The following is a 25,241-nucleotide window of genomic DNA, read 5'->3' on the forward strand; positions in this document are numbered from 1 at the left end:
GAGCGTGGTCGCTACCGCTTAGCGATACTCCGGGTTGGCGTCGAAGCCGAAGCGTTCGCCATCGTTCCACGCCTCGCGAAGGTTGCCGTACGCGCGTATGCCGCCGGCGTCTTTCAACATGCGTGCAAGGTGAAGCAGATTCCACGTCATGAATGTGGTGTTGCGATTGGTGAAGTCGTTCTCGGGACCGCCCGAGCCGGGGTCGAGGTAGCTGGGCCCCGGGCCCACTTCGCCGATCCAGCCGGCATCTGCCGCCGGGGGAATGGTGAAACCAATGTGCTGCAGGCTGTACAGAGTCGACATAGCGGCGTGCTTGACACCGTCTTCATTGCCTGTAATTAGCGTGCCGCCGACTTTTCCGTAGTAGACATACTGACCTTTGTCGTTGAACAGCCCGCTCATGGCATAGAGCCGTTCGATGAGTTGTCTGGTCGTCGAGGCGTTGTCGCCAAGCCACAGCGGACCGCCAACCACGAGGATGTCTGCGGCGTCGATCTTTGGCCAGATCTCGTCGGGCCACGCGTCTTTAGCCCAACCGTGCTCGCGCATGTCTGGGTAAACGCCTGTGGCCACGTCGTGATCAATCAAGCGGATGTTGTCAACGTCGACACCTTGCGCGCGCATCAGCGCGATGCTTCGATCCATCAAGCCCTGCGTATGGCTCTGATCGGGGCTCTTTTTCAGAGTGCAGTTGATGAACACTGCCCGTAGGTCGGAATATTCGGCGGATGGTTCTTGTGTAGCGCTCATGGGGCCGATGCTACGCCGCACGAAAGCTCTTATCTGTGTTGTCGGTTACAGAGCAGAAGGCTTCGCCCTGTTAGACAGTTACAGCACGTCAGTGCGTAAGCAGTGAAGGGAATCGGATGCAGAAATCTGGCACGTGGGATCTTGTTGTCGTGGGCGGCGGCAGTGCCGGACTGGTCGCGAGCAAGACAGCGGCAGGGTTCGGCGCGAAGGTTCTTCTGATCGAGCGTGATCGTCTCGGTGGCGATTGCCTCTGGATGGGCTGCGTCCCTTCAAAGACGCTGATCGCGGTCGCGCACGACGTCGATGCGGCCCGCCGCGCGGGGCGCAGCGGGCCTTTAGACCCTGAACTTGCGCAATCTGATTTTGAGCGCGCAATGTCGTCGGTGACGCGAGCGAGCACGACCATCGCCCCTGTGGATTCCCCTGAAGCGCTTGAAGCCGAGAACGTTTCGGTCATGATCGGCGATGCTCGCTTCACATCGGCAAAAACGCTGGATGTGAACGGTCAGCAGGTGACCTTTCGTCAGGCCGTTGTCGCCACAGGCAGCTCTCCCGTTCTGCCCAACATCGAAGGCGCCGAAACAGTGCAAATGCGCACGAGCGAGGACTTCTGGGACCTCGCCGCCCTCCCGCCGCGCCTCGTTGTGCTGGGCGGGGGCGCGATCGGCAGTGAGCTTGGTCAAGCCATGGCGCGACTGGGGTCTCAGGTGACGATCGTTCACCGAGGCTCACGGCTGCTCCCCAAAGAAGACGAAGAAGCCAGCGAGATCGTTCATCGGGCCATGACCGACGACGGCGTGACCGTGCTCACCGGGCGTTCGGCAGTGGCCGTTCGCTCGACCGATGGACAGTCTGGTGTCGTCACCTTGGATGACGGTGCTGAGGTTGCGTTCGATGCGATCGTCGCGGCGCTTGGTAGAACTCCGCAAGCCGACTCGCTCGGTCTTGAGCTTGCGGGCGTCGATCGTGATGCAAAGGGATACGTCGAAGTCGATGACAGCCTTCGCACCACAAACCCCAGAATCTGGTCGGCAGGCGACATCACCGGGTTGGCGCAGTTCACTCACACTGCCGGAGTCAATGGGAGTGTGGCGGCCACCAACGCCATCTTGGGACTGCGCCGAAAGGCGGAGACGCGCGTCGTGCCACGCGTCACATTCACCGCACCCGAGGTTGCCGCCGTCGGCCTCCAAAGCGCTGATGCGACAGCCGGGCGCCATCGGGTTGTGACCTGGCACCACGAACATTCCGACCGTGCGATTGCAGAGAACAACACCGCAGGGTTCGCCCGCATCGTCGTCGACCGTCGAGGGAAGATTCTCGGCGGCACCATCGTCGGCCCTCGCGCCGGCGAAACGATGGGAGAGTTGGCCCTTGCGATGAAGGCCAATCTGTCAACCAGCGTGCTGGCGGGAGTGATCCACCCGTATCCGACGTTCAATGACCCGTTGTGGAACACCGCGGTCGCAGATGTGCGGTACCGGTTGCGCCGAGGCGCGTTTGCCGTCGCGGTTCAGGCGCTGCGCCGACTGCGAGCGCTCCGCGTTCGCTAGCGCAGAATTCGTACCGCGAGCACAACGCGTTGCACAGCGCTGGCGAACACCACGGCCGCCCACACCAGCGCGATTTGCCATGCAAACCACGGCAAGATCAACCACAAACTGTGGACGAAGATGGTCTCGGCCCCCTCGGCGATCCGCCCGAGGAAAGACAGCGATCGTCCATCGTCGATGCGCCGGCCGGTACGTTCAGCGATCGACGAGAACGCCAGGAAAGTTGTGCCGTTGAGGTAGTAGGCGAACAGCACCAAGAGGAATGGCCACCACGGCGCATCGAAGGCGGCGGCCGCTCCGATGGCGACGCCGACGACGCTCGCGCCGTAGGAAACGAAGTCGGCGACGATGTCGAGGAACCCTCCCACTTCGCTGGCGGAGCCGTGCTTCGAACGGCGACGGGCCAACGTCCCGTCGAGCCCATCAAGAATCCGTGACAGCAACCAAACGACAAGCGCCGGGATCCACAGTTGGAAAGCCGCGAGTGCCGCGCTTGTGAGCCCGAGCAGCATCCCGGCCAAGGTAAGGCGGTTCGGTGTAACCCACGTCACATCGATCGCCCGTGCGCCCCACTCCAGTGGCCGCTGCAGCGCCCGCCGCAGCTGAGAATCGATCATTCCGCAGAACCGGTGGCGGTGGGGGAGTCAGCTGAAGTTTCTGAGTCGATGTTCGCCGCGGTCGCCCGCGAACGTGAGCGGATGCGCACGGCGAGGACAGCGCCACCGATCGTGAGGATTCCGAGGAAAGCCATTGCGATGAAAAACGGCCACTCGAGGCTGAACCCGTATGCGCCGACGGCGACATAGGCGAGCGTTCCCGGCACGATGCCAATCATCGTGCCGAGGGCGTAGTCGCGACGGCGCACGCTCGTGAGCCCTGCGGTGTAGTTGAGCACGGCGAACGGAAACAACGGCACTAGACGCATTCCGATCACCGTGGCCATCCCGCGACTGCGCAGCAGATCATCGACTGCCGCGACCCGCGCACCAGTGATTCGCTCGATCGATTCGCGTCCGAGCACGCGGCTGGCGGTGAAGGCGATCATCGCGCCGCCGAGCGCGCCAACATATACCGCTAGGAAACCCACCCCGAGTCCCCACACGAGTCCAGCCGCGATACTCATTACGCTGCTGGGAATGGGGGTGAGGGTTGCGAAGGCGTAGACAATCGCGAACACGATCGGCACCCAGATCCCGCCAGCGTCAGCCACAGCCCTGATCTCTTCGACGCTCGGCAGTGGCACGAGCAGGCCAATCGCAACAACAGTGGCGAGGAATGCGGCAAATATGACAATGCGCCATCTGGCGCTGATTTTCGAGACCCGCATTTTAGACATGCTAGGTCGCATACCAGAGATCCGTCTGTGTCATAGATCACCTTCCGATGGTGACGTTGGCAACTAGCCTTGCTCACACCCGCCTTTGACCCAAGGAGCTTCGCTGTGCCGCGTCCCCCCTTTCCTCGGCGGCGCTCGCTCATATTGGGTGCCGCATTGGGCATGACGAGCCTTCTTGCTCTCACCGCGTGTTCAGCGCCCTCCCCGCCCACGACCGCGACCGCGTTCTCGGATTGGAGCGCTGTCGCGAGCGACGCCGAAGGCCAGAGCGTCGACTTGTGGATGTGGGGCGGTGACGAACAGGGCAACAACTACGTCGACACTGTGCTCGCGCCCGCGGCGGCAGCAGAAGGCGTGACTCTGCGACGGGTCCCGATCGCCGACACCGCCGACGCCCTCAATCGTGTGCTGACGGAACTGCAGGCGGGACGGTCAGACGATGGGTCCGTCGATTTGATCTGGGTGAACGGTGACAATTTTCTTACCGGGTCGCAGGCAGGGGCGTGGTTGTGTGAGTGGACGCCACTGCTGCCGAATATGGCGAAAGTCTCTGCATCCGACCCCCTCCTCACCGAAGACTTCGGAGCGCCGGTCAACGGCTGCGAAGCACCTTGGAACAAAGCACAGTTCACTTTTGCCTACGATTCGGATGCCGTCGACGATCCACCCTCGACGATGGCTGAACTGCTCGAGTGGATCGATGCCAACCCCGGGCGGTTCACGTACCCCGCGCCGCCAGACTTTACGGGCTCTGCTTTCTTGCGACAGGTGCTCTACAGCACCGCTGGGGGCCATGACGAGGTCGCGTCCGAGTACAGCGATGAGACTTTCAACACGCTCTCTCCCGCGCTGTATGCCGCACTCGAAGAGATCGCGCCTTCGCTCTGGCGCGGCGGCGATACGTATCCCGCAGACTCAGAACAGCTCAACAGCCTGTACGCAGATGGTGAAGTGGATTTCACGATGACCTACGGCCCCGCAACGCTCACCAAGTTGGTGGCCGACGGCACCTACCCGGCAGGCACAAAAGTGCTCACGCTCGAAGAAGGAACCCTCGGCAACGCAAGCTTTCTCGCCATCCCCGCCAACGCCGCCGACGCCGCTGGCGCCATGGTGGTAGCCAACCTCGCTCTCAGCGTCGATCAACAGGTGGCGAAGGCAGACCCGGCGACCTGGGGCCAATTCACCGTGCTCGACTACGACGCATTGACCGACGACGAGCGCGGCGAGTTCGACAGCTTGCCGGCCTCACCTGTCGTGCCGTCGTTTGAAGAACTCTCGGTTTCTGCGAACCCGGAGCTTGAGGCGGATTGGGTGCGAGCCATCGATGAGGGCTGGCGCACCCAGGTCGCCGCGAGCAGGTGAAGAGGTTAGGGCCATGGATGCTGGTGGTGGCCGTTGCCGCCCCCACAGCATTCGTCGTATTGGGCGGCCTGGTCTCAATGCTGTTGCAGAGTCTTGGTCTGATGCCGCTCGTCGGAACCGCCGCACTGAGCGTTGAGGCCTATAGCAACGCCGCTGGCGATTTGCCGCAATCAGCCGCCGTATCGCTCGGCATTGCCGCAGCATCCACTCTGATTGCCATTTTGGTGGGTGGCGCCGCTGCGCTTCTGATTACGAGTGGGAGTTGGTCGTCGAAGGTAGTTGTCGCTGCAGGAGCGGTGACAGTCACCGTTCCCCACCTCATCGGTGCGGCCGCCATTGGGCTGCTACTCGCTGATTCAGGAGTGCTCGCCAGAGCGCTTTCTATCCCGACCGAAGCGTGGCCTTCGTTTGTTGGGGGTCCGTGGTGGGGCGCCGTCATCATTGAGTACGCGTGGAAAGAGTCCGCGTTCGTGGCGCTGGTTGTTGCGGGCACGCTGATCACCCGCGTCGCTGACTTCGACGAAACTGCCGCACTGCTCGGGGCAGGGCGGCGCACGCGTCTGCGCTTGGTGTGGTTGCCGTTGGCCACACCGGCACTCATCATTTCGGGTGCCATTACCTTCGTCTACACGCTGGGCTCATATGAGGTGGCGTGGCTTCTCGGGCGCACGTACCCCGAACCGTTGTCGGTGATGGCGGTCCGCCTCTATAACGACGCCAATCTTGCGGCACGAGACGAAGCTGCGGCGGTGGCGCTGACCGCAGTGGCGCTGGCAGCCGTAGCCGGCGGGATTGCGTTCGCGCTGCTGCGCAGATCGGCGGTGTGGCGATGACCGCATCTGCGTCGACTCGCTGGCTGAGACGAGCGGTGGCAGCGCTGCTCGTGGTGTGGTTCACGTTGCCCTTTGTGCCGCTGGTGCTCTGGGCCTTCGCAGATCGCTGGTCGTACCCGGCACGCTTCCCTACTGAGTGGGGGTTAGACGGGCTGACCTCAGCTGTTGCGCAAGGTGGCGGTGAAGCGTTTGCGCGTTCGATCGTCTTGGGGTTGGTGGTCGCTGTCATTGCGACGCCGATCGGCGCGCTTGCGGCACGGGGGCTGGTCTACGGGTGGGCGCCGTTCCCGCGGCTATTGACCGCGCTTCTGTTCGCTCCGGTGCTGCTGCCACCTTTCGCGGCCGCGCTAGGCATCAACGTGCTGTTCTTGCGGGCGCACGTTCCCGCGCTGGTGGGTGTGGTGTGGGTTCTCGTGGTGATGGCAATTCCATACACAACGTTCTCGATGCGGGCTGCCTACGCCGCTCACGACATCGGCTATGAAGAAGAGGCTCGAATTCTCGGCGCATCGCGCTCACACGTGCTGTGGCACGTTCACTTCCCGTTGCTTTCGTCAGCCCTGGCGAGATCAGCTTTCCTGGCGTTTCTCGTCGGGTGGAGTGACTACGTGGTCACGGTGATCATCGGGGGCGGCCAGATCGTCACGCTTCCGCTGATCACGGCGGCGGCAGCATCCGGAATAGGAAATGATGCCATGGTGGCGGTGCTCGCACTCGCGGCCGTCGTGCCACCGATTGTGCTGCTATCGATCATTGTTCAAGGGCGTTCGCGAAAGGAGGCGGCACGATGAGCGCGGCCATCACATTGGCCGGCGTCAGCAAGCGTTTCGGCTCGGCTGAGAATCTTGCCTTGAACCACGTCGATCTCGAATTTGCAGCGGGCGCACGCACCGCCATATTGGGGCGGAGCGGTTCGGGCAAGAGCACCTTGCTTCGCATCGTCGCTGGACTCGATGAGCCCACGGCGGGCGCTGTTCTTATCGGCGGCAGAGATGTCGCCGGAGTTGTGCCAGAACGCCGTGGCATCGGCATGGTGTTTCAGCGGGCACTGCTGTTTCCGCACCTTTCGGTGCTTGACAACGTGGCATTTGCGTTGCGTGCTGCCGGACGATCGCGCAGCGAAGCCCGGCACAACGCGCAACCATACCTCGACCTCGTGCAGTTGGGTGAGTACAGCTCACGCTCGGTTTCTTCGCTCTCCGGGGGGCAGCAGCAGCGTGTCGCGATCGCCCGAACCATGGCCGCCCGACCGTCGATTCTGCTGCTCGATGAGCCGTTCAGCGCGCTAGACCCCGCACTGCGTGCCGACATGCATGCTCTTCTGGCAGAGCTGAGAACTGAGCTGCCACCGACGATGGTGGTGGTGACTCATGACGCTGATGAGGCTGCCGCTTTGGCCGAGCGAATCGTCGTTCTTGCCGACGGCCAAGTGTTGCAGCACGACACCGTTGATCGCATCTATCACCGTCCGACGTCTCTCGCGGTCGCGCAGTTCATGGGTGGGCGCACGGCAATTGCTGGGGTTGTTGCCGATGGAACGCACCGATCCGCGCTGGGGTCCGTTGTCGTAGACGCCGATTCGCCGGACGGCGAAGGGCTGCTGGTCATCAGGCAAGAGTGCGTGCAAATCGCCGATTCGGCGGAGTTCTCGGGCGTGATCGCTCACGTGGCCCGCAAGGGCGCGCGTCGTGAAGCTACCATCGCGTGTCAATCTGCAGAGCTGGTTGCTGATCTTCCGCCGGGCGACACAGCGCGACCCGGAGATGTGGTGCGTTTCAGATTCGCACCCGGCGCAGCATCCGTCGTGCGCATCTAACTCGCTCGCCACGGAACCCCACGATTCGGCGAGACATGACTTCGTGCGTGAGACAGTCTCGCGGGCGCCATGTTTCGTGCACGAACGCATGTCTCGCGGGTGATGGCGCCGGTGATGGCATCCGAGATGCCTGTGTCAGCTCTCCGGATGCCGTCTACCGAGCGAAACTGCCGAGATGGTGGTCACCACGACGCCGACGAGCAACACCACGACCGCCACTTCGGTGACGAGGAGGGCCCCGTCGAAACCTGCTCGCGCCCGAAACATGATGCCGTGCGCGAGACAGGGCTTTGGGGGCCATGTCTCGCGCACGTACTCATGTCTCGAGGCCGGGCTGCGCGGCGTCGGAAGCTACTCGTAGCGCAGCGACTCCACGGGGTCGGCGCGCGCAGCCTTCGCTGCGGGCAGGGTGCCAGCCAAGAAGGCGATGAGCATCACGATCAGAACGATCACGGTGACCGAGATCGGATCGAACGCGATGAGCGTCAGGCCCGGCAGGTTCGAGAGCAACGTCGTTGACAGGGCATTGCTCGCAGCAGTGCCAACGAGCATTGCAATGCCCACCCCGATCGCGCTGCCCAAGAAGCCGATGAACGTCGCTTCGAGGCTGAACAGCGTGAACACGCGGCCGCTGCCCATGCCCATCGCCTTCATCAACCCGATCTCGCGCGTGCGCTCCTGCACTGACATGAACAGGGTGTTCACAATGCCAAAGCTCGCGGCTAGCAGAGCGATGATCGCAAAAGCGTTGAGAACGAGCACGATGCCGTCGATGATGGTGGTGAAGGCACCGAGCTGATCTGCGACGGTGGTGCCGTTGTATCCCTCTTCGGCCAGGAGGTCCTTCAGTTCGGTGATCTCCTCGTCGGTAGCGTTGGGGTCGAACCAGACGCTTGCCTGCAGGTAACGCTCAACCTCGTCGTCGGGAAGACCGGTGGTCTGCGCCTCGAACAGCGCGTCCGTCAGAGCTTCGTTGGGCAGCACGCTTTCGCCCGTGGGGCCAGCGAGTGCTTCTTCAGCCACTCCGACCACTGTGGCTTCGATGAGGTGGGTGGTGCGTTCCGCGTCGGTGAGCGCGATGGTGATGCTCTCGCCTAGGGCGGATTCACCGTCGTCGAAGCCCATTGGTTCGACGTACGACAACGGCAGCACAGCTTCGAACTCTGTGGCGTCGTCGTCGGGAACGGTGCCGGCTTCGAGCTGAACGGTCATGCCGGGAATGAGCGTGCCTACGCCCGCCACGAACTGGTCTCCGTTTGCACCCTCGATGTAGTCGGGTGAGATCGAGCGGGTCGGCTCGACCTCTAACACGCCTTCGATGTCAGCTAGTGCATCGAGATCGTCGGGAGTGAGAGCCACGACCGAAGCGCCGGGGATGCCGGTAGAAACGACGTCGGGGTCGTATTCAACGGGCCCGGTGTCTGAACCTGGGACTCCGCCTGCGCTGTCTGCCGGTTTGGTCGCCGTCATCACATCGGTCGCGCCGATCGAAGTGACGGTGTCGTCGATGTAGGCGTTGATGCCTGTGCCCAGGCCGCTGGTGAGGGTGAGGGCGAAGGCGCCGATGAAGATGGCGAGAATCGTGAGCAGCGTGCGAGTCTTTGAGCGGAAGGTGTTCGCGGCAGCTGAGCCGACGAGGTCTGACGTTCTCATGCTGCCACCGCCGCGGAATCTTCGACGATCTCGCCGTCACGAATGAGAATGCGCCGATCGCATCGACTGGCCAGATCTTCGTCGTGGGTGACCACGATGAGGGTGATGCCATTTTCGCGGTTCAGAGTGAAGAGAATGTCTTCGACAACCGTCCCGGTAGCAGAGTCGAGGTTTCCCGTGGGCTCATCGGCGAAGATGATCTGCGGATTGTTGACGAGTGCTCGAGCAATGACGGTTCGTTGCTTCTGTCCGCCAGAGAGGTTCACCGCCTTGTTCTTCGCCTTGTCGTCGAGGTCCAGTTGCACCAGCGCCGCTAGTCCGCGCCGTTTGCGTTCTGCTCGTCCGACCCCGGCAATCTTCAAGGGCAGGATCACGTTCTCGAGGACGGTCTGGTTTCCGGTGAGAAAGAACTGCTGAAACACAAACCCGAAGGTCTTGTTGCGCGTGCGGTTGAGCTTTCGGCCCTGCAGCGAGGCGGTGTCGACGCCGTCGAGTTCGACCGATCCTGCCGACGCTGCATCCAACAGCGCCAACACGTGCATCAAAGTGGACTTTCCTGATCCGCTCTTGCCGACGATCGCGATGCTCTCGCCTTTGACGATGTCGAGACTCACCCCCTTGAGCGCATTGAATCGGTTCTGTCCACGGCCATAGGACTTGTGTACGTCCTTGACCGAAAGAATCGGCGTGGTCATATTGCTCCATTTGTTCGGATGCTGCTGGCTTGCACCAAGCTTCGCCTTTCGGCTGTCGGTGAGCATCCTCCCGTCGCAGACACTGCGTGTACCGCAGTCGCAGTACATGCGATGCCGCGCGTGGGTGACGCGTGTGCGGTGGCCGCACGCCACACTGGGAGCATGACGCAGCCCGAAACGAGACGGCCCGACCCGGCGCGCATAACGCGACGCGTGCCGCTGTGGGTAGGTGACGTCGTCGCCGGACTGTTCATCGCCGCGGCCCCGTTCATCTCCATGGACGGCGCTGCGGTGACGAACATGTGGGCATACGCCGTGGCGATTGTTCCCCTTGCGCTATTGCCGCTGCGTCGCCGTCGGCCGAAAGTCGTGCTGGTGGCCTGCCTGTTGCTGTATCCGATCGCGGTCTTCTGGAGCGTCCCTGCAGCGGGCATCGTGATTGCTATCGCTATCGCGACGTTCGGAGTGGCGAACCGCTCGACCAGGCGCATGACGTTGCTTGTCGGTGTACTGACGGTGATCGCGATCGCGCTGATCGCGCTCTTCGACCCTGCAGCCGGGGTCGTCGACCCGCGCGTGTTCCAGGTTGTGATCACGGTGGCATTCGCCGCGGCAGCGGGCGACGCTACTCGTTCACGGCGCGAGTTCGTTCAAGCGATGGTTGAGCGTGCGGAGCGCGCAGAAGCGACGAAAGAAGCTGAGGCGAAGCGCCGCGTCGCCGAAGAACGGGTGAACATCGCGCGCGATCTGCATGACGTCATGGCGCACCAGATCGCCGTGATCAGCCTGAACGCGGGTGTGGCGTCAGCCACCATGTCAAATCACCCCGAGAAGGCAGAGGCGGCGCTCGGTACTATTCGCACCGCCGCGCGCACCGTTCTGGGCGAGATCGGCGACCTGCTCGAGGTGCTGCGCACGGATGAGCCCCGTGACGCGAGTCCACAGCCAGGGCTGAGTCGCCTCGCAGAACTGCATCGCCCATTCGCCGACGCGGGATTGGCGATTACCGTTCGTGTCGACGGCGACCTTGCTGCAGTGCCGACCGCTGTCGATCTCGTCGCCTACCGCGTTGCGCAAGAGGGGCTGACGAATGCGCTCAAGCATGGTGCTGAACATCGCGCCCATTTGCTCATCGAGGTGACCGGCAATGCACTCTCAGTCGTGATCACGAACCCCGTCGCATCACTCGAGCGACGCAACGGCAACGACGACGAGGCAACGGGCTCGGGGCTCGGCCTGGTAGGGCTGCGCGAACGCGTAGCGGCGGTGCATGGCACGGTAGAGACCGGTCCTGTGGCTGGCGGTTGGCGCCTGGCTGCAGACTTTCCGCTCGTCACCGACGCAAGAGAGCTCACAAGATGATCAGGGTGCTCGTGGTCGACGACCAAACGTTGATCCGTCAAGCCGTGGCAGACATCTTGGGCCAAGTCGACGGCGTTCACGTTGTGGGGAGCGCGGGCGATGGCGAGCAGGCAGTCGAGGCGGCTCTGAGCATGAGACCCGACGTGATTGTCATGGATATTCGGATGCCGCGTAAAGACGGCATTGCTGCGACCTCGGCCATCTGCGCGCACCCTGAACTACGTGCGACCAAGGTGCTTATTCTCACCACCTTCGAAGAAGACGAGTACGTGGTGGCTGCATTGCGCGCGGGCGCGAGTGGTTTCATCGGCAAAGGTGCCGAGCCGCATGACATCGTGCACGCAGTGCGCGCCGTGCACGCGGGTGAGTCATTGCTTTCGCCCGCTGCGACGCGCAGCCTGATCACCAAGTTCGTCCTTCCCGCTGACGCCGAGGCTGGCGGTGCGTCGAACGTGGCTCCTGCCGCGCTCGCCCACCTCACTGATCGCGAGCGCGAAGTTCTGTTGCTGGTCGCGCGAGGCCTTTCGAATCAAGAGATCGCCGATGTGCTGGTTATCTCGCCGCATACCGCTAAGACGCACGTCAACCGCATCATGAGCAAGGTGTACGCGCACGACCGCGCGCAGCTCGTGATCCTCGCGTACGAGACGGGCCTGCTCGCGCCAGGCTCGTAGCGCGTTGCGAGCGCCTCCGCCGAGCGCCTCCGCCGAGCGCCTCCGCGTCCGGCTCGTAGCGCTTCCGCCTCGCTTTGTGCTCCATTCGCGTCCGTCTCCGCGAGCGCCGCGCTTCGCGCAGCATCCGCCCCTCATCGCCGCCACCATCTCGCGAGACATGAGTTCGTGCGCGAAACAGGCCCGCGGGCGCCATGTTTCGCGCACCAGCTCATGTCTCGCCGACAAATGCGCGCGGACGAGTCCGACAAGAAACGGGTTGACACCTCAACCCCGCGAGCGTAACGTACAACCAAATGGTTGCACAATTAGAACTCAGCGACGACGAGGTGGACCGGATCTTTCGGGCGCTCGCCGATGCGACGAGGCGAGACATCGTCCGGCGCACCTTGCAGGGCGAAGCGTCGGTATCAGAGCTCGCTACCTCCTACGACATGTCGTTCGCGGCAGTGCAGAAGCACGTCGCAGTACTCGAGGGAGCCGGTCTGGTGACGAAGCATGCACACGGCCGCGAACGCAAGGTGCGCGGCAACCCCGAGGCGATTCGCCGCGCACAGCTGCTGCTTGACCGCTATGAGCAGATCTGGCGATCGCGCATCGACCGCCTCGACGCGTTGCTCGCCGACGCACCACCTCGTACGAACTGAATCCTCCACACCTCGAAAGGCCTGATCATGCCGATTACCTCCGTTCACAAAGACACCGAAGCGCTCACCATGGTCGTGATCGCCGAATTCACTGCCCCGGTCGAGCGGCTCTGGAACGCTTACACCGACCCTCGCCAGATAGAGCGCTTCTGGGGTCCGCCCACGTGGCCGGCCACGTTCTACCGTCACGATGTGCATCCGGGCGGGCGCTCGCACTACACGATGACCGGTCCCGATGGTGAGCGCTCCAGCGGCTTCTGGGAGTTTCTCGCCGTCGATCCCGGCCACAGCTTTCAGGTGCGTGACGGCTTTGCAAGCGACGACGGCACCGAGAACGCCGAGATGCCCGCCGTGCGCATGACCTTCACTTTTGAATCAATGGATGCTGGGTCTCGCCTCACCACAACCACCCATTTCCCCTCACTCGAGGGCCTTGAGCAGATGATCGAGATGGGCATGGAAGAAGGCATGCGCCAGGCGATGGGTCAGATCGACGCAGTGCTGGCCGACCTGTCATCGTTCGCGAGCGAGCGCGGCGCCGACGCGCAGATTCTCGACGACATTCATGTTCGCGTCTCCCGTGTGATCCGGGGCAGCGTCGAGCAGGTCTGGCGTGCCCACCACGATGCTTCGCTCATGAAGAGGTGGCTGCTTGGCCCTGACGGCTGGGCGATGACGGTCTGCGATCTCGCGGAACAGGTCGGCGACGGCTACCGCTATGAGTGGGCCCCGATCGCGGACGGAGCGGCCGCTGGCGCCGAGGGCTTCGGCTTCGAAGGTGAGGTACTCGAATCAGATGCCCCACACCGAGAGGTGACGACTGAACGAATGATCGGCATGGACGGCCCTGGCACGATCAACGAGATGACGCTCACCCCGGTCAGCGGCGGAACGCTGTTGAGCCTGCTGATCACGTACCCGAGCTCTGAAGTGCGAGACATCGTGCTGGCCACAGGCATGACAGACGGCATGGAGACAAGCTACGCGCGGTTGGAATCCGAACTGATTTCGCTATAGCGCCGCGGGGGGAGGGGGCCACGGTGCCCGGTTGCGCCATCATGGCAGGGTGAGTTCACCAGCTTCCGTGCCTGACACCGCCCCCGCTCCCACCCGTCGCGAGTGGCTAGCGCTAGCGGTGTTGTCGACCGGACTCGGCCTCATCGTTCTCGATGGCACGATCGTGGGCGTCGCGCTTCCCGACATCATCAGCGACCTGAATCTCGACCTCACCGACGCCCAATGGGTGAACAGCCTCTACGCCGTCATTCTGGCAGCGTTGCTGCTTTCGACGGGACGGCTTGCCGACCGGTGGGGCCGCAAGCTGCTGTTTCTCGTGGGCATCGTTATCTTCGTGGCGGGCAGCATCATGGCGGCCGCATCGGATGCAGCCGGCACCCTGATCGGCGCACGAGCGGTGCAGGCGGTGGGGGCGGCGATGATTATGCCGGCGACGCTGTCGAGTGTGAACGCGATGTTCCGCGGCCGCTACCGCGCGGCAGCTTTCGGGGTCTGGGGTGCCGTGATTTCGGGAGCCGCGGCGATTGGACCGCTAGCCGGCGGTGCGCTCACACAGTGGGCTTCGTGGCACTGGATCTTCATTGTGAACGTGCCGCTCGGCCTGCTGGTGTTCGTGGGTGCATGGCTGACCGTTCCCGAATCTCGCGGCGCCAAGGGGCGACCGGGCGCCGACGTCGACGGTGCGCTGCTCAGCGGCATAGGGTTCGGCGCGCTCGTGTTCAGCGTGATCGAGGGACCCGACCTGGGGTGGTGGACGCCCACCAGCGAATTGACGATCTTCGGCTGGGTTTGGCCGTCAACGGCTCCGATCTCGATCATCCCGATCACGCTGGCCGTTGCTGCTGTCTCGTTGACGCTCTTCGTTGTGTGGGAGCGGCACCGCGAAAAGGTTCGCCGGTCAGCCTTGCTCGACCTCAACCTCTTCAAATTGCCGACATTCTCATGGGGCAACCTCACCGCCGCCATGGTCGCCGTGGGCGAGTTCGCGATCATCTTCGTGTTGCCGCTGTATCTGATCAACGCGCTTGGGCTTGACGTATTCGGTGCGGGGCTGGTGCTCGCCGCGATGGCGATTGGCGCTTTCTTCTCGGGCGCTTCAGCCCGACACCTCGCTGCGCGATTCGGTTCACCGGGCACAGTCCTGATCGGGCTTGCTCTCGAGCTGCTCGGCGTCGTGGTGCTGGCGCTGCTCATTCACGGCGCGACTCCTGGCTGGCTCGTGGCGATGCCGCTCGTGGTCTACGGGCTGGGGCTCGGCCTCGCCTCGGCGCAGCTGACCGGCACTGTGCTGCGAGATGTTCCCGTGGAAGTATCTGGTCAGGGCTCCGCCACGCAGAGCACTGTGCGCCAAGTTGGCTCGGCGCTCGGCACGGCGTTTGCGGGCGCCGCGCTTTCGGTCTCGCTGGCGCTCACCCTGCCGGCCGCACTGTCGGACGCGGGGATCACGGGCGATGCTGCCGACACTCTCGCCGAGACGACACGGCAATCTGCGGGAACAACAATCACTCAACTGCGTGCCGAGGGCAGCGCAAGCGCACTCGGTGACCAGACAGCGGCGGCTGTCGACGCTCTCGCCACCGGCTTCGCGGACGGCACGCGCTGGTCGCTGCTCGTGGCCTCTGCGTTCCTGCTGCTCGGGTTCGTTGGTGCGATTCGGTTGCGGGTCGCAGCCCGCCAAGCGCAATAGCCAAGCGGGATAGCCAAGCGCGATAGCCAAGCGGGATAGTCAACCGAAATAAGGGTTGCGGCATGGGGTGACAGCCGAAATCCTTGTCGCATGGCAATCGACCCTCAGCCGCTTGATCACACCTTCACCGCCGCCATCGGAGTGGAAGTCAAGGGTGAGACGTGGGCGTGTGTGGAGATGCCGGGCTCGCGCGACTTCTTTGGCACCGGCAAGGCCGTGCGAGTAGATGCCGTCGTCGACGAGGTGACGTTGAAGAATGTGGGGCTGATGGTCACCGGCACGGGTGGACACATGCTCTCGCTCAATGCCAAGGTGCGCAAACAGCTCGGCAAAGACGTTGGCGACTCGGTCACTGTGCGGCTCGAAAGACGTCTGAGCTGACGTCCTGCGCGGCTCATGTGTAGGCGATCTCGTCGAGCTGTCAACCCCCTCGCATCGCGCTTGCGGCGCTGAGTACCGTGGTCGCGGAGGTAAATATGACACGCGATCAATACACCCTTGTAGACCCTGCCAAGCTGCACGCCGAATACGAACCGAAAAAGCAACATCAGCCTGAACCCGGCCTTGAGGCTGATCTTCAACCCAAGCCCGACCTCGGCGAAAGCACCTACCGCGGAACCGGTCGCCTGCAGGGGCGACGTGCGCTCATTACCGGCGCAGATTCGGGCATCGGGGCCGCCGTCGCCATCGCCTTTGCGCGCGAGGGCGCGTCGGTGGCGATGTCGTACCTGCCGAGCGAAGCAGAAGATGCTGACCGTGTAGCGGCGCTGGTGCGGGAGGCGGGGGTTGTTGCCGTTCAATTGCCCGGTGACCTTCGGGATGCTGAGTATTGCCGCACGCTCGTCGCTGACGCCGCAGATCAGTTGGGCGGCCTCGACATACTCGTGAACAACGGCGGCAAGCAGGTTTTCAACGAAGACCTCGAAACGCTCTCAGATGAACAATTCGACGACACCTTCAAGACGAATGTCTACGGGATGTTCTGGATCACCAAAGCGGCGCTCGCCCACCTGCCGGCGGGGGCGTCCATCATCAACACGACGTCCATTCAGGCATACAAGCAGTCAGCTGTGCTGGTCGATTACGCATCGACCAAAGCGACGATCAACGCGTTCACGAAGGGTCTCGCGCAACAGCTCGCACCGCGCGGTATTCGGGTCAACGCGGTTGCGCCGGGCCCCATCTGGACGGTGCTGCAAGTCACAGATGGCCAACCGCAAGAGAAGATCGCTCACTTCGGTGAAGACACCCCACTCGGACGGATGGGGCAGCCCGCAGAGCTCGCGCCGGCGTACGTGTTCTTAGCGTCGGCCGAGTCTTCGTATGTAATCGGTGAGACTCTCAACGTGAATGGCGGCATACCTTCGCCCTGACCTCGGCTGCGTAGCAGCCTTCGCTAGGGTTGCCCGATGAAGATAATGCTGATCACCGCGGGCTCGCGTGGCGATGTCGAACCGTTCGCCGCGTTCGCCCGCGGTGCTCAAGCAGCCGGGCACAAGGTGCGACTCGCCCTCCCCGACAACTCCGGCGTAGATCTCTCGGGGCTTGACGCCATCAGTCTTGGTGCCGACTTCTCGGCGATGATCGCCGATCAAGGAGTGTCGCCGCTGACGGCGATGCGCTCCTTCCGCTCCACGGTGAAGCCGGTGATGCGTGCCGTGATCGTGAACAGTGCACGCGCGGCGCGTGATTTCGCGCCCGATGTGCTCATGTACCACCCGAAGATCGTTTCGGCGCCCCTTGTCGCCGACCATCTCGGCATTCCTCACATCGTGGTCGAGGCGGTACCGGTCACGGCCCCGACACGGGCGTTTGCCGCACCCGGCACCACGACCGCAAGCCTCGGTGGTGCCGTCAATAGACTCACATACCAGGCCATGGGGGCGGCGGCCGGAATGTTCCGGGAAGAACTCTCCGAGGCTGCCGCGTTGCTCGGCGCTTCAGCAACCAGTGCGTCGGCGCCCGCAGCCACCATGGTCACGGTGAGTCCGCAGCTGCTGGCGCGTCCCGACGATTGGCCCGAGAGCGTTCACCTGACCGGGCCGTGGACGGCCCCCGCAACAGAGAGAGCGCTCGATACGGCACTAGCCGAGTTCATCGCTGAACCATTCGTCTACGCGGGCTTCGGTTCGATGGCCGCGGGCAACGCCGCAGCTCGCGGTCGCGCAATCATCGAGGCTGCGCGAGCACGCAGCATCCGAACGCTGATTGTCACAGGCTGGGGCGGCATTGAAGTGACCGAGGATCTTCTCGGTGCTGACATCTTCGTCACCGACTCGGCACCGCACGCGCAGGTGATGCCGCAGGCGACTGCCGCGATTCATCATGGTGGCGCCGGCACTGTGCATACCGCAGCACGGGCGGGCACGACGTCGATTGTGGTGCCATTCATCGCTGACCAGCCGTTTTGGGGAAAGCACCTTCACCGCGCGGGGCTCGCACCCAAACCCATTCCTTATCGCAGGGTTTCGGCCAACACGATCGGGACGGCCCTCGACGCCGTGCCCGTGTACGCGTCAGCCAACCGAGCGCTCGCGGAGCGCATGGCAGACGAGAATGGCATCACGGTTGCACTTGAGGTCGTCGAGTCGACTTGGCGCCCGCGCGCACAGTAGCCGGTGAACTACGGGCTATTGTCTCTGTGTGGGCAGATTCATCTATGACACGTCAGCGAACGCGATCGATATCGACGATCGCACCCTTGCGCACCTTCGATTGGTGGTCATGAACAAGCTTCGTCGCTCAGAGTCGTTCATGTTCGATCATGAACTCAGAGACGGCACCGGCCGCCGCAGCTTCTGGATTCATGCGTCCGTACCCCTCCAGTTTCATTTCATCGATCGCCGACCGCAGACGATCAACCGGCTCTGGGTCGAAGAGCTCATGCTCTCGGCGAGCAGCCCATCCGGGCTCACCCTTTCGCCCGAGCCCAAGGACGCACAGCCCGCATCCTGACAGTGCTCGTCCGCCAAACGAGTTAGCCTTGCTCGGTGACTGACGAGCAGACCTATACCGTGGCCACTGATGGCGCTTGCAAGGGAAACCCCGGGCCGGCGGGATGGGCATGGGTTGCTGAAGACGGGCACTGGGCAGCGGGCTCGATTCCCCAGGGCACGAACAACATCGGCGAACTGCTCGGGCTGCTTCACGCGATCGAAGACCACGTCGACGTGAAGAACCTGGTGGTGCAGGCCGACTCGAAGTACGCCATCGACACGTATCAATCGTGGATGGACAGCCACCGTCGCCGCGGTTGGAAGACCTCAGCCGGCGCTCCCACGAAGAACCGCGAGATTCTCGAACAGCTGATTGTGGCGCGCGACGCGCGGCGCGCTGCCGGAATGCCCGATGTTGTGCTCGAGCACGTGCGTGGCCACGCGGGCCATGTGCTCAACGAATGGGCTGACGAGCGGGCAGTTCGGGCGTCGACGCATGCGGCGAAAGGCGTGGCAAGCGCTTGGTCATCGCACGGGGGCAAAGAACGACTCGACGTCTCGAACGCACCCGGCAAGTAGCCGCACCGCAAACCCACGCACGGGTTCCCTACACTGAAGTTCTGGATGCTTCGGCAAACAGAGTCCCGCTGACGTCGACACCTTGGAGTTTCTGTGCCGCTGATCGTGATGGGCGTAACAGGCTCGGGCAAGTCCACTATTGCCGAAGGCGTCGCGGCCGCGACGGGGGCGGTACTTCTCGATGCCGACGACTTTCACCCTGAATCGAGCATCGCCAAGATGTCGGCTGGCACGCCGTTGACCGATGCCGACCGCGGCCCCTGGCTTGCTGCCGTCGGCGATGAGGTTGCGCGTCGCTCTGCGCGTGGCGAGTATGTCGTTCTCGCGTGCTCAGCGCTGCGCCGCGAACATCGAGACATTCTGCGGGCGCACGCTGAAGACCTCGTCTTTGCGCACCTTGTCGGCACTCCTGAACTGCTCGCAGAGCGCCTGGGCGCGCGTGCAGGGCACTTCATGCCGGCATCGCTGCTGATCTCACAGCTCGCCACGCTTGACCCGCTCGCCGCTGATGAGCACGGTGTTGTTGTGAATGTCGCCCAGCACCCACGGGCTGTGGTTGAAGAAGTCCTTGCTGGTTGGCCCCGTCGTTCTTCGCACACGCCGGTATCGCGCGACGACGTCGCACCCGAGTTGCAGGCCCTCGCCCGACGCGCGCCAGACATCCGACTGGAAAACCGCCTGATGCGGGCGATCTTCGTGCACGGTTCGAAACTGGTGTCCTCGTTCGACGTCGACGGAGTCGATCGTCGTGTCGTGCGTGAGCGAAACGTGAATCTTCGCGTCTATCAGCCCTCGGGTCAACGCACGACGGCCGGTGGGCTGTTCTGGATCCACGGGGGTGGGCTGGTGCTCGGCGCCGCCAAAATGGATGACCGATTCTGTGGTGAGACGGCTGCCCGGCTGGGCATCACCGTCGTTTCGGTGGAGTATCGAGCGAGCCCCACACACGGCTACCCGATTGCGCTCGACGATCTTGATGCTGCGTGGCATTGGATGCACACTCATGCCGACCAGCTGCGCATCGACACCCAGCGCATTGCCGTCGGCGGTCAAAGCGCCGGGGGCGGACTCGCCGCTGCATTCACGCAAAAACTGTTCGACCGGGGTGATCAGGTTGCCGCGCAATGGCTGTTCTGCCCGATGATCGACGATCGCACAGCAGCCGATCGATCATTGGATGCCGCGGGTCACCTGATCTGGAACAACCGCGCCAACCTTGTCGGCTGGACGTCTTACCTGGGCAAGCAGTACGAGAAAGCGACGCAGCCCTACGCGGTGGCATCGCGGCGCGAAGACCTCTCAGGACTGCCGCCCGCATGGGTTTACGCATCCGACATCGAACTCTTCGTCGATGAAGACATCGCCTACGCGCGTCGTCTTCGCGCAGCTGGAGTGGATGTGGTGCTCGACATCGTGCAGGGCGCACCGCACGGCTTCGAGTCGTGGGCCGCAGACACAGAGCTTGCGAAACGCCTATCCGGTCGCGCTCGCGACTGGCTGGGCCGCACGCTCAGCTGAGCGGAGTTCTCACCGCGGATGCGTGGAGGCACGGATCACCAGTTCGGGCGGGAACACGGTCTGGCGAGCAATGCTGTCTGCATCGTCAGCCTCTTCGAGCAAGATTCGTAGCGCGGTGCGCCCGATCATGCGGCTCGGTTGCCGGATCGAAGACAACGGCACTGCCGCCGCCGCGGCAAAGGCGTTGTCATCGAAACCGATGATGGCCACGTCCTCGGGAACAATTAGCCGGCCGTCGATAGCGAGCGCCTGCAATAGGCCCAAAGCGATGAGATCATTCGCGGCGAAGAGTGCATCAGGCCAGTCGTGCATCGGTCGCGCGAGCAACTTGGCGCCGGCGGCGACACCGTCGTCGACCGTCATCGCTGCCGTAGCGACAACCTCAAGCGTCGCGGTGTTGGTAGCGTTTTCAACAGCGACGCGTGCACCAGCCAGACGGTCTGTTACCTGTCGGATGTCGAACGGACCCCCTACGAAGGCGATCCGTCGGCGGCCAGTTTCGATCAAGTGCTCGACCGCCATGCGGCCGCCCACCACGCTGTCTACAGACACCGACGAAAAGCGCCCGTCGCCGCTGAATCGATCTACGAGTACTGTCGCTATCCCGCGAGATTTCAGGCGTTGCAGCCTGGCGGTCACATCACCGTATGGAGCAATGAGCAGGCCTCGCACCTGTTGCTCTTCGAACAAGTCAATGTAGACCTTTTCTCGGCTGAGATCTTCATCGGTGTTGCCGTACAGCACGGCAATTCCGTGGCGGGCTGCTTCATCTTCGGCTCCACGAACGACTTCGTTGTAGAACGGGTTCTGGCCGTCTAGCACGACGAAGCCGACGGTCGTGCTGACTCCCGCGCGCAACTTTCGCGCAGCGTCATTGCGCACATAGCCCAGAGCGTCAATGGCCTTGGTGACGCGGTCGACGGATTCGACCGAGACCTCATGAGGACGGTTCAGAACATTCGAGACGGTGCCTACGGACACCCCCGCACGGGTTGCAACGTCACGGATGCTTACCACCACAGTCAGCCTCACTTCGTCGTCGGATCACGTTTCGGTCACATCGGGTTTACGACTTGACCGTTTTGCATCGGTGAACTTAGAGTAGCCTGAAACCTCTCTGAATCGATTCAGATTCGGATTCAACCTCAAGGAGGAGGCCGCAGTGACTGATGATGTCGCCCCCGCCGTGCAGCATCCCGCGCTTGAACTTCGCCGCGTTGTGAAGTCATTCGGACCGGTAGTTGCGCTGAGATCCGGAAGCCTGGCACTCCAGCGCGGCTCAATCCACGCGCTCATTGGCGAGAACGGCGCAGGTAAGTCGACGCTTGTCAAGATCGTCGCCGGTCTCTACCGCCGCGATGCCGGGGAGCTCTTGCTTGATGGAGAGTCTGTCGATTTCACGAGCACAGCGCAGTCGAAGTCGGCTGGCATCGCGGTAATCTACCAAGAGCCCACCCTGTTTCCTGACCTTTCTGTCACCGAGAACATCTTTATGGGCCGCCAGCCCGTAAATCGAGTGGGCCGTATCGACCGCAAAGCGATGCGGACCGAGGCGCTAGAGATATTCGGACGACTGGGCGTTGGACTTGACCCCGATCGAGTGACCGAAGGGCTCTCAATCGCTGACCAGCAGATCATCGAGATCGCAAAGGCAATCTCGCTCAATGCGCGGGTGCTGATCATGGACGAGCCCACCGCCGCTCTCTCGGGCGTGGAGGTGGAACGGCTATTCGCCGTCGCTCGCAGTTTGCGCGATGAAGGCCGAGCGCTCTTGTTCATCTCGCACCGCTTCGACGAGGTGTTTGACCTGTGCGACACGGTGACTGTGATGCGCGACGGTTCGTACATCGGTACTGAAACTATCGCTCACACCACCGTGGACGACCTGGTGCGCCAAATGGTCGGACGTGATGTGACGGAACTGTTCCCCAAGCTGCCCTCCGAGGTCGGCGACGTCGTGTGTGAGGTCGCCGGTCTTACACGCGCCGGGGTGTTCCGTGACATTTCGTTCACGCTTCGAGCCGGTGAGATCGTCGGGCTTGCCGGGCTTGTAGGTGCCGGTCGTAGTGAGGTTGCTCGCGCAATATTTGGCGTCGATCCCTATGAGAGCGGGCGTATCACCCTCGAAGGCAAAACGCTTCCGAAGGGCAATCCGCGCAAGGCAACCGAACGCGGCATCGCGCTTGTTCCCGAAGATCGTCGCAAGCAGGGGCTCGTTCTCGAAGATGGTGTATCGCGCAACATCACCCTCGCCATTCGTTCGAAGCTCTCCAAGTGGGGACTGCTGTGGACTGGCGCTGAGAATGAAGCTGCGGCGATCTGGGCGAGCAAGCTCGAAGTCAAAACGGCGGCATTGGATGCTGAGACCGGCACCCTCTCTGGGGGAAACCAGCAAAAGGTTGTCCTCGGCAAGTGGCTAGCAACGGAGCCCAAGGTGCTCATCGTTGACGAGCCGACGCGCGGCATTGACGTCGGCACGAAAGCAGAAGTGCACCGACTGCTCAGCCAGCTCGCACAGCAGGGACTGGCGATTCTGATGATTTCTTCTGAACTTCCGGAAGTGCTCGGCATGGCCGACCGCGTTCTGGTTATGCGCGAGGGGCGTCTGACCGGCGAATTCACGCGTGCCGATGCGACGCCGGAGGCCATCATGTACGCGGCCACTGCAGATGTGGAGCTTGCGTCATGACCACTTCGACTGCTTCGGTTCAGCCTGGAACAAGCTCCGCGACGAAGCTTGTCAAGTCGATCGCGACCGCTCGAGAAACGGGTATCTTGATCGCGCTAGTCGTCGTGATCGTCGCGGCTACACTAAGCAACCCGACATTCCTCTTCTCGGCTGATGGGTTTCGCGACCTTCTGCTCACGCCATCCTTGCTCCTCCTGGTCGCCGTTGGCTCGGCGATCGTCATCATCACCCGAAATGTCGATCTATCGGTTGGTTCGGTGGTCGGCCTCACGGCCTATCTCACCGGGCGGATGTTCATCGACTTCCCCGGCGTCCCGTTGATCGCCGTGTTTGCCGGTGGAGTGTTCCTCGGCGGGTTGCTCGGGTTGATCAACGGTTCGCTTGTTGCCTTCGCAAGAGTGCCAGCGCTGGTCATCACGCTTGGCACGATGTATATCTACCGCGGAGTCAACGTGGCATGGACCGGCAGCGACCGCATCAACGCGTCAGACCTTCCTAAGAGCTTCCGTTCGCTGGGCACCGACCAGATTGTCGGCATTCCAGTTCTGACGATCATCGCGGTCGTGGTGCTCATCGCGGCAGCGTGGTATTTGCGCAATCTGCGCAGCGGTAGAGAGATGTATGCAATCGGATCTGATCCTGCAGCAGCTCACCTCTACGGGTTGCGCGTCACTCGGCGTGTGATTTCAGCTTTCGTGGTCAGCGGAGCGCTGTCCGGTCTTGCCGGTGTGCTGTATGCGGCTCGGTACGGCACGGTTAGCTCGAGCGCAGGATTCGGATGGGAGCTGCAAGCAATCGGCGCTGCGGTGATCGGCGGCGTGGCCATCTCCGGAGGTGTGGGCACAGTGTGGGGTGCCGCCATCGGCGCTTTCCTCTTGCTGACGATCAACCGTGCGCTACCGATTCTGGGCATCGATGACTTCTGGCAGCGCGCTGTGGTCGGTGCATTGATTTTGGGAGCGATCGTGCTCGATCGAGTTCTGGCAGTGCGTCAACACCGACGACTGATCGCACAACGAGAGGAGACACGATGACCGCGGCAACCGCCGGCGCTCCCGTGCGCGTCTATCAAGCACATGCAAAGCCAGCTTGGCGTCGAGTGCTCCTGACCCGTGAATCGACGATCATCGCGATCCTCGCGATTGTGATCGCCTTCTCATTGATTGCGGTGCCCAATTTTGACAGTCCGCTCACCGTGACGTATTTGCTACGCGACATTGCACCCATACTGCTCATTGCCTTGCCGATGACGCTGATCATCATCACCGAAGAGATCGACCTGTCTGTTGCGAGCATAGTTGGACTCTCCAGCGTGATGGTCGGCATCCTTACGCAAGCGGGTCTCCCGTTTGTTCTCGCCGCGATCCTCGCGGTGCTGGTGGGTGCGGTCGCAGGCATGGTGAATGGGTTCCTGGTCACCGTTGTGGGGCTGCCCTCCCTCGCAGTCACGATCGGCACTCTCGCGCTGTTTCGTGGAATTGCGGTCGGGCTGCTCGGCACGACCGCAATCACTGACTTCCCTGAAGCATGGAGTGATCTCGCCAAAGCGAACATTCCGGGTACACCCGTTCCGATGATCATGGTTCCGTTCGCAATTCTGGCGATCGTCTTCGCCGTTCTCCTTCACTTCACCCCGTTCGGCCGTTCGCTCTATGCGATTGGACTCAACAAAGAGGCCGCCGCTTTTTCGGGCATCGATGTCGGCCAGACGAAATTCATCCTGTTTGTGTTTAGCGGCTCGGTGTCGGGCTTTGCCGGTGTGTACTTCACCCTGCTTTACAGCAATGCACGGGGCGACAACGCCATGGGTATGGAGCTTCAGATCATTGCTGCGGTGTTGCTGGGCGGAGTGTCGATATTCGGCGGCCGCGGCGCCTTGCACGGCGTCATTGCGGGTGTGCTTCTGATTGGCACACTCGGAAGCGCCTTGCGTCTCGCCGGAATCACCAGCGACATCATCAACGTTATTACGGGGCTGCTTCTCGTGGCCTCCGTGGTGTCGGCAAGCCTCCTCGCATGGTTGCAGAATCGTAGGTCTGCGGCCATCGGGAAGAAGAAGGGACGAACTGCCGCTGACGCGGTCTAGGTCTACTCCCAAAAACAACTCCACCCGACGTGCGCAAGCACGCAGAAA

The 25,241-nt window shown here is 62.7% G+C and carries 26 protein-coding genes; 19 read left to right on the plus strand and 7 right to left on the minus strand.

The window, feature by feature from the left end; translation table 11 throughout:
• Nucleotides 1–18 precede the first annotated feature (18 nt).
• Nucleotides 19–750 (minus strand): flavodoxin family protein, encoded by a 732-nt coding sequence (locus SJY18_RS11720; RefSeq protein ID WP_396667713.1) that lies wholly within the window; start codon nt 748–750, stop codon nt 19–21.
• Nucleotides 751–866: 116 nt separating this feature from the next.
• Between SJY18_RS11720 and SJY18_RS11725 the strand changes: the two genes are divergently transcribed.
• On the plus strand, nt 867–2,303 hold the full coding sequence (locus SJY18_RS11725) for a dihydrolipoyl dehydrogenase family protein (RefSeq protein WP_396667714.1): 1,437 nt from the start codon (nt 867–869) through the stop codon (nt 2,301–2,303).
• On the opposite strand, the gene SJY18_RS11730 is transcribed toward SJY18_RS11725, so the two are convergent.
• Together SJY18_RS11730 and SJY18_RS11735 are read right to left on the minus strand one after the other, a co-directional pair.
• Nucleotides 2,300–2,920 (minus strand): CDP-alcohol phosphatidyltransferase family protein, encoded by a 621-nt coding sequence (locus SJY18_RS11730; RefSeq protein ID WP_396667715.1) that lies wholly within the window; start codon nt 2,918–2,920, stop codon nt 2,300–2,302. The two genes, SJY18_RS11725 and SJY18_RS11730, sit on opposite strands and share 4 nt — an antisense overlap.
• Nucleotides 2,917–3,630: a TVP38/TMEM64 family protein gene (locus tag SJY18_RS11735; protein WP_396667716.1), complete on the minus strand. Its 714-nt coding sequence runs from the start codon at nt 3,628–3,630 to the stop codon at nt 2,917–2,919. Before SJY18_RS11735 ends, SJY18_RS11730 begins: the two co-directional genes overlap by 4 nt.
• Nucleotides 3,631–3,744: 114 nt before the next feature.
• Here SJY18_RS11735 and SJY18_RS11740 point away from each other — a divergent pair, with 114 nt between their 5' ends.
• From SJY18_RS11740 to SJY18_RS11755, 4 genes are read left to right on the plus strand one after another with little or no spacing between them, the layout of a single operon-like run.
• A complete protein-coding gene (locus SJY18_RS11740) occupies nt 3,745–5,004 on the plus strand; it encodes an ABC transporter substrate-binding protein (RefSeq protein WP_396667717.1) in 1,260 nt (419 codons plus the stop codon).
• Nucleotides 5,005–5,021: 17 nt separating this feature from the next.
• The gene (locus SJY18_RS11745) at nt 5,022–5,837 is read left to right on the plus strand and encodes an ABC transporter permease subunit (protein ID WP_396667718.1); all 816 of its coding nucleotides are present in this window, start codon (nt 5,022–5,024) and stop codon (nt 5,835–5,837) included.
• Nucleotides 5,834–6,628, plus strand: coding sequence for an ABC transporter permease (locus SJY18_RS11750; RefSeq protein ID WP_396667719.1), 795 nt, complete (start codon nt 5,834–5,836; stop codon nt 6,626–6,628). The genes SJY18_RS11745 and SJY18_RS11750 overlap by 4 nt, the downstream gene beginning before the upstream one ends.
• Complete coding sequence (locus SJY18_RS11755; RefSeq protein ID WP_396667720.1) at nt 6,625–7,653, plus strand: ABC transporter ATP-binding protein; 1,029 nt, start codon at nt 6,625–6,627, stop codon at nt 7,651–7,653. The genes SJY18_RS11750 and SJY18_RS11755 overlap by 4 nt, the downstream gene beginning before the upstream one ends.
• A gap of 135 nt (nt 7,654–7,788) precedes the next feature.
• Here SJY18_RS11755 and SJY18_RS11760 read toward each other — a convergent pair whose 3' ends face one another.
• From SJY18_RS11760 to SJY18_RS11770, 3 genes are read right to left on the minus strand one after another with little or no spacing between them, the layout of a single operon-like run.
• On the minus strand, nt 7,789–7,965 hold the full coding sequence (locus tag SJY18_RS11760; RefSeq protein WP_396667721.1) for a hypothetical protein: 177 nt from the start codon (nt 7,963–7,965) through the stop codon (nt 7,789–7,791).
• A 39-nt stretch (nt 7,966–8,004) separates the two neighbouring features.
• The gene (locus SJY18_RS11765; RefSeq protein WP_396667722.1) at nt 8,005–9,306 is read right to left on the minus strand and encodes an ABC transporter permease; all 1,302 of its coding nucleotides are present in this window, start codon (nt 9,304–9,306) and stop codon (nt 8,005–8,007) included.
• Nucleotides 9,303–10,001 (minus strand): ABC transporter ATP-binding protein, encoded by a 699-nt coding sequence (locus SJY18_RS11770; protein WP_396667723.1) that lies wholly within the window; start codon nt 9,999–10,001, stop codon nt 9,303–9,305. Before SJY18_RS11770 ends, SJY18_RS11765 begins: the two co-directional genes overlap by 4 nt.
• A 162-nt stretch (nt 10,002–10,163) precedes the next feature.
• On the opposite strand from SJY18_RS11770, the gene SJY18_RS11775 reads away from it, so the two are divergent.
• From SJY18_RS11775 to SJY18_RS11825, 11 genes are all read left to right on the plus strand, one after another.
• Entirely contained in the window at nt 10,164–11,363 is a 1,200-nt protein-coding gene (locus tag SJY18_RS11775; protein WP_396667724.1) for a sensor histidine kinase, read from the plus strand.
• Complete coding sequence (locus SJY18_RS11780) at nt 11,360–12,037, plus strand: response regulator (RefSeq protein WP_396667725.1); 678 nt, start codon at nt 11,360–11,362, stop codon at nt 12,035–12,037. The genes SJY18_RS11775 and SJY18_RS11780 overlap by 4 nt, the downstream gene beginning before the upstream one ends.
• A gap of 293 nt (nt 12,038–12,330) precedes the next feature.
• On the plus strand, nt 12,331–12,681 hold the full coding sequence (locus SJY18_RS11785) for a metalloregulator ArsR/SmtB family transcription factor (RefSeq protein WP_337337245.1): 351 nt from the start codon (nt 12,331–12,333) through the stop codon (nt 12,679–12,681).
• A gap of 27 nt (nt 12,682–12,708) precedes the next feature.
• On the plus strand, nt 12,709–13,698 hold the full coding sequence (locus SJY18_RS11790) for an SRPBCC domain-containing protein (protein ID WP_396667726.1): 990 nt from the start codon (nt 12,709–12,711) through the stop codon (nt 13,696–13,698).
• Nucleotides 13,699–13,747: 49 nt separating this feature from the next.
• Nucleotides 13,748–15,385, plus strand: a complete 1,638-nt coding sequence (locus tag SJY18_RS11795; RefSeq protein WP_396667727.1) for an MFS transporter — start codon at nt 13,748–13,750, stop codon at nt 15,383–15,385.
• 90 nt (nt 15,386–15,475) lie between these two features.
• Nucleotides 15,476–15,766 carry a DUF1905 domain-containing protein gene (locus SJY18_RS11800; RefSeq protein ID WP_337337248.1) on the plus strand — a complete coding sequence of 97 codons (291 nt, stop codon included), beginning with the start codon at nt 15,476–15,478 and terminating at the stop codon, nt 15,764–15,766.
• A gap of 95 nt (nt 15,767–15,861) precedes the next feature.
• On the plus strand, nt 15,862–16,758 hold the full coding sequence (locus tag SJY18_RS11805; protein WP_396667728.1) for an SDR family oxidoreductase: 897 nt from the start codon (nt 15,862–15,864) through the stop codon (nt 16,756–16,758).
• Nucleotides 16,759–16,794: 36 nt separating this feature from the next.
• Nucleotides 16,795–18,000 carry a glycosyltransferase gene (locus SJY18_RS11810; protein WP_396667729.1) on the plus strand — a complete coding sequence of 402 codons (1,206 nt, stop codon included), beginning with the start codon at nt 16,795–16,797 and terminating at the stop codon, nt 17,998–18,000.
• Between the two features lie 28 nt (nt 18,001–18,028).
• Entirely contained in the window at nt 18,029–18,340 is a 312-nt protein-coding gene (locus SJY18_RS11815; protein ID WP_337337252.1) for an ATP-dependent DNA ligase, read from the plus strand.
• Between the two features lie 35 nt (nt 18,341–18,375).
• Entirely contained in the window at nt 18,376–18,900 is a 525-nt protein-coding gene (locus SJY18_RS11820; RefSeq protein WP_396667730.1) for a ribonuclease H, read from the plus strand.
• Nucleotides 18,901–18,993: 93 nt separating this feature from the next.
• Complete coding sequence (locus tag SJY18_RS11825; protein WP_396667731.1) at nt 18,994–20,418, plus strand: gluconokinase, GntK/IdnK-type; 1,425 nt, start codon at nt 18,994–18,996, stop codon at nt 20,416–20,418.
• A gap of 9 nt (nt 20,419–20,427) precedes the next feature.
• Here SJY18_RS11825 and SJY18_RS11830 read toward each other — a convergent pair whose 3' ends face one another.
• Nucleotides 20,428–21,438: a LacI family DNA-binding transcriptional regulator gene (locus tag SJY18_RS11830; RefSeq protein ID WP_337337255.1), complete on the minus strand. Its 1,011-nt coding sequence runs from the start codon at nt 21,436–21,438 to the stop codon at nt 20,428–20,430.
• A 142-nt stretch (nt 21,439–21,580) separates the two neighbouring features.
• Between SJY18_RS11830 and SJY18_RS11835 the strand changes: the two genes are divergently transcribed.
• From SJY18_RS11835 to SJY18_RS11845, 3 genes are read left to right on the plus strand one after another with little or no spacing between them, the layout of a single operon-like run.
• Nucleotides 21,581–23,107, plus strand: a complete 1,527-nt coding sequence (locus tag SJY18_RS11835) for a sugar ABC transporter ATP-binding protein (protein WP_337337256.1) — start codon at nt 21,581–21,583, stop codon at nt 23,105–23,107.
• Entirely contained in the window at nt 23,104–24,141 is a 1,038-nt protein-coding gene (locus SJY18_RS11840; protein ID WP_337337257.1) for an ABC transporter permease, read from the plus strand. Before SJY18_RS11835 ends, SJY18_RS11840 begins: the two co-directional genes overlap by 4 nt.
• Nucleotides 24,138–25,193 carry an ABC transporter permease gene (locus SJY18_RS11845; protein ID WP_337337258.1) on the plus strand — a complete coding sequence of 352 codons (1,056 nt, stop codon included), beginning with the start codon at nt 24,138–24,140 and terminating at the stop codon, nt 25,191–25,193. The genes SJY18_RS11840 and SJY18_RS11845 overlap by 4 nt, the downstream gene beginning before the upstream one ends.
• Nucleotides 25,194–25,241: the final 48 nt, after the last annotated feature.

This window comes from Microbacterium sp. R86528 (assembly GCF_044596335.1).
In the GTDB taxonomy this organism is placed as follows: Bacteria; Actinomycetota; Actinomycetes; order Actinomycetales; family Microbacteriaceae; genus Microbacterium; species Microbacterium marmarense.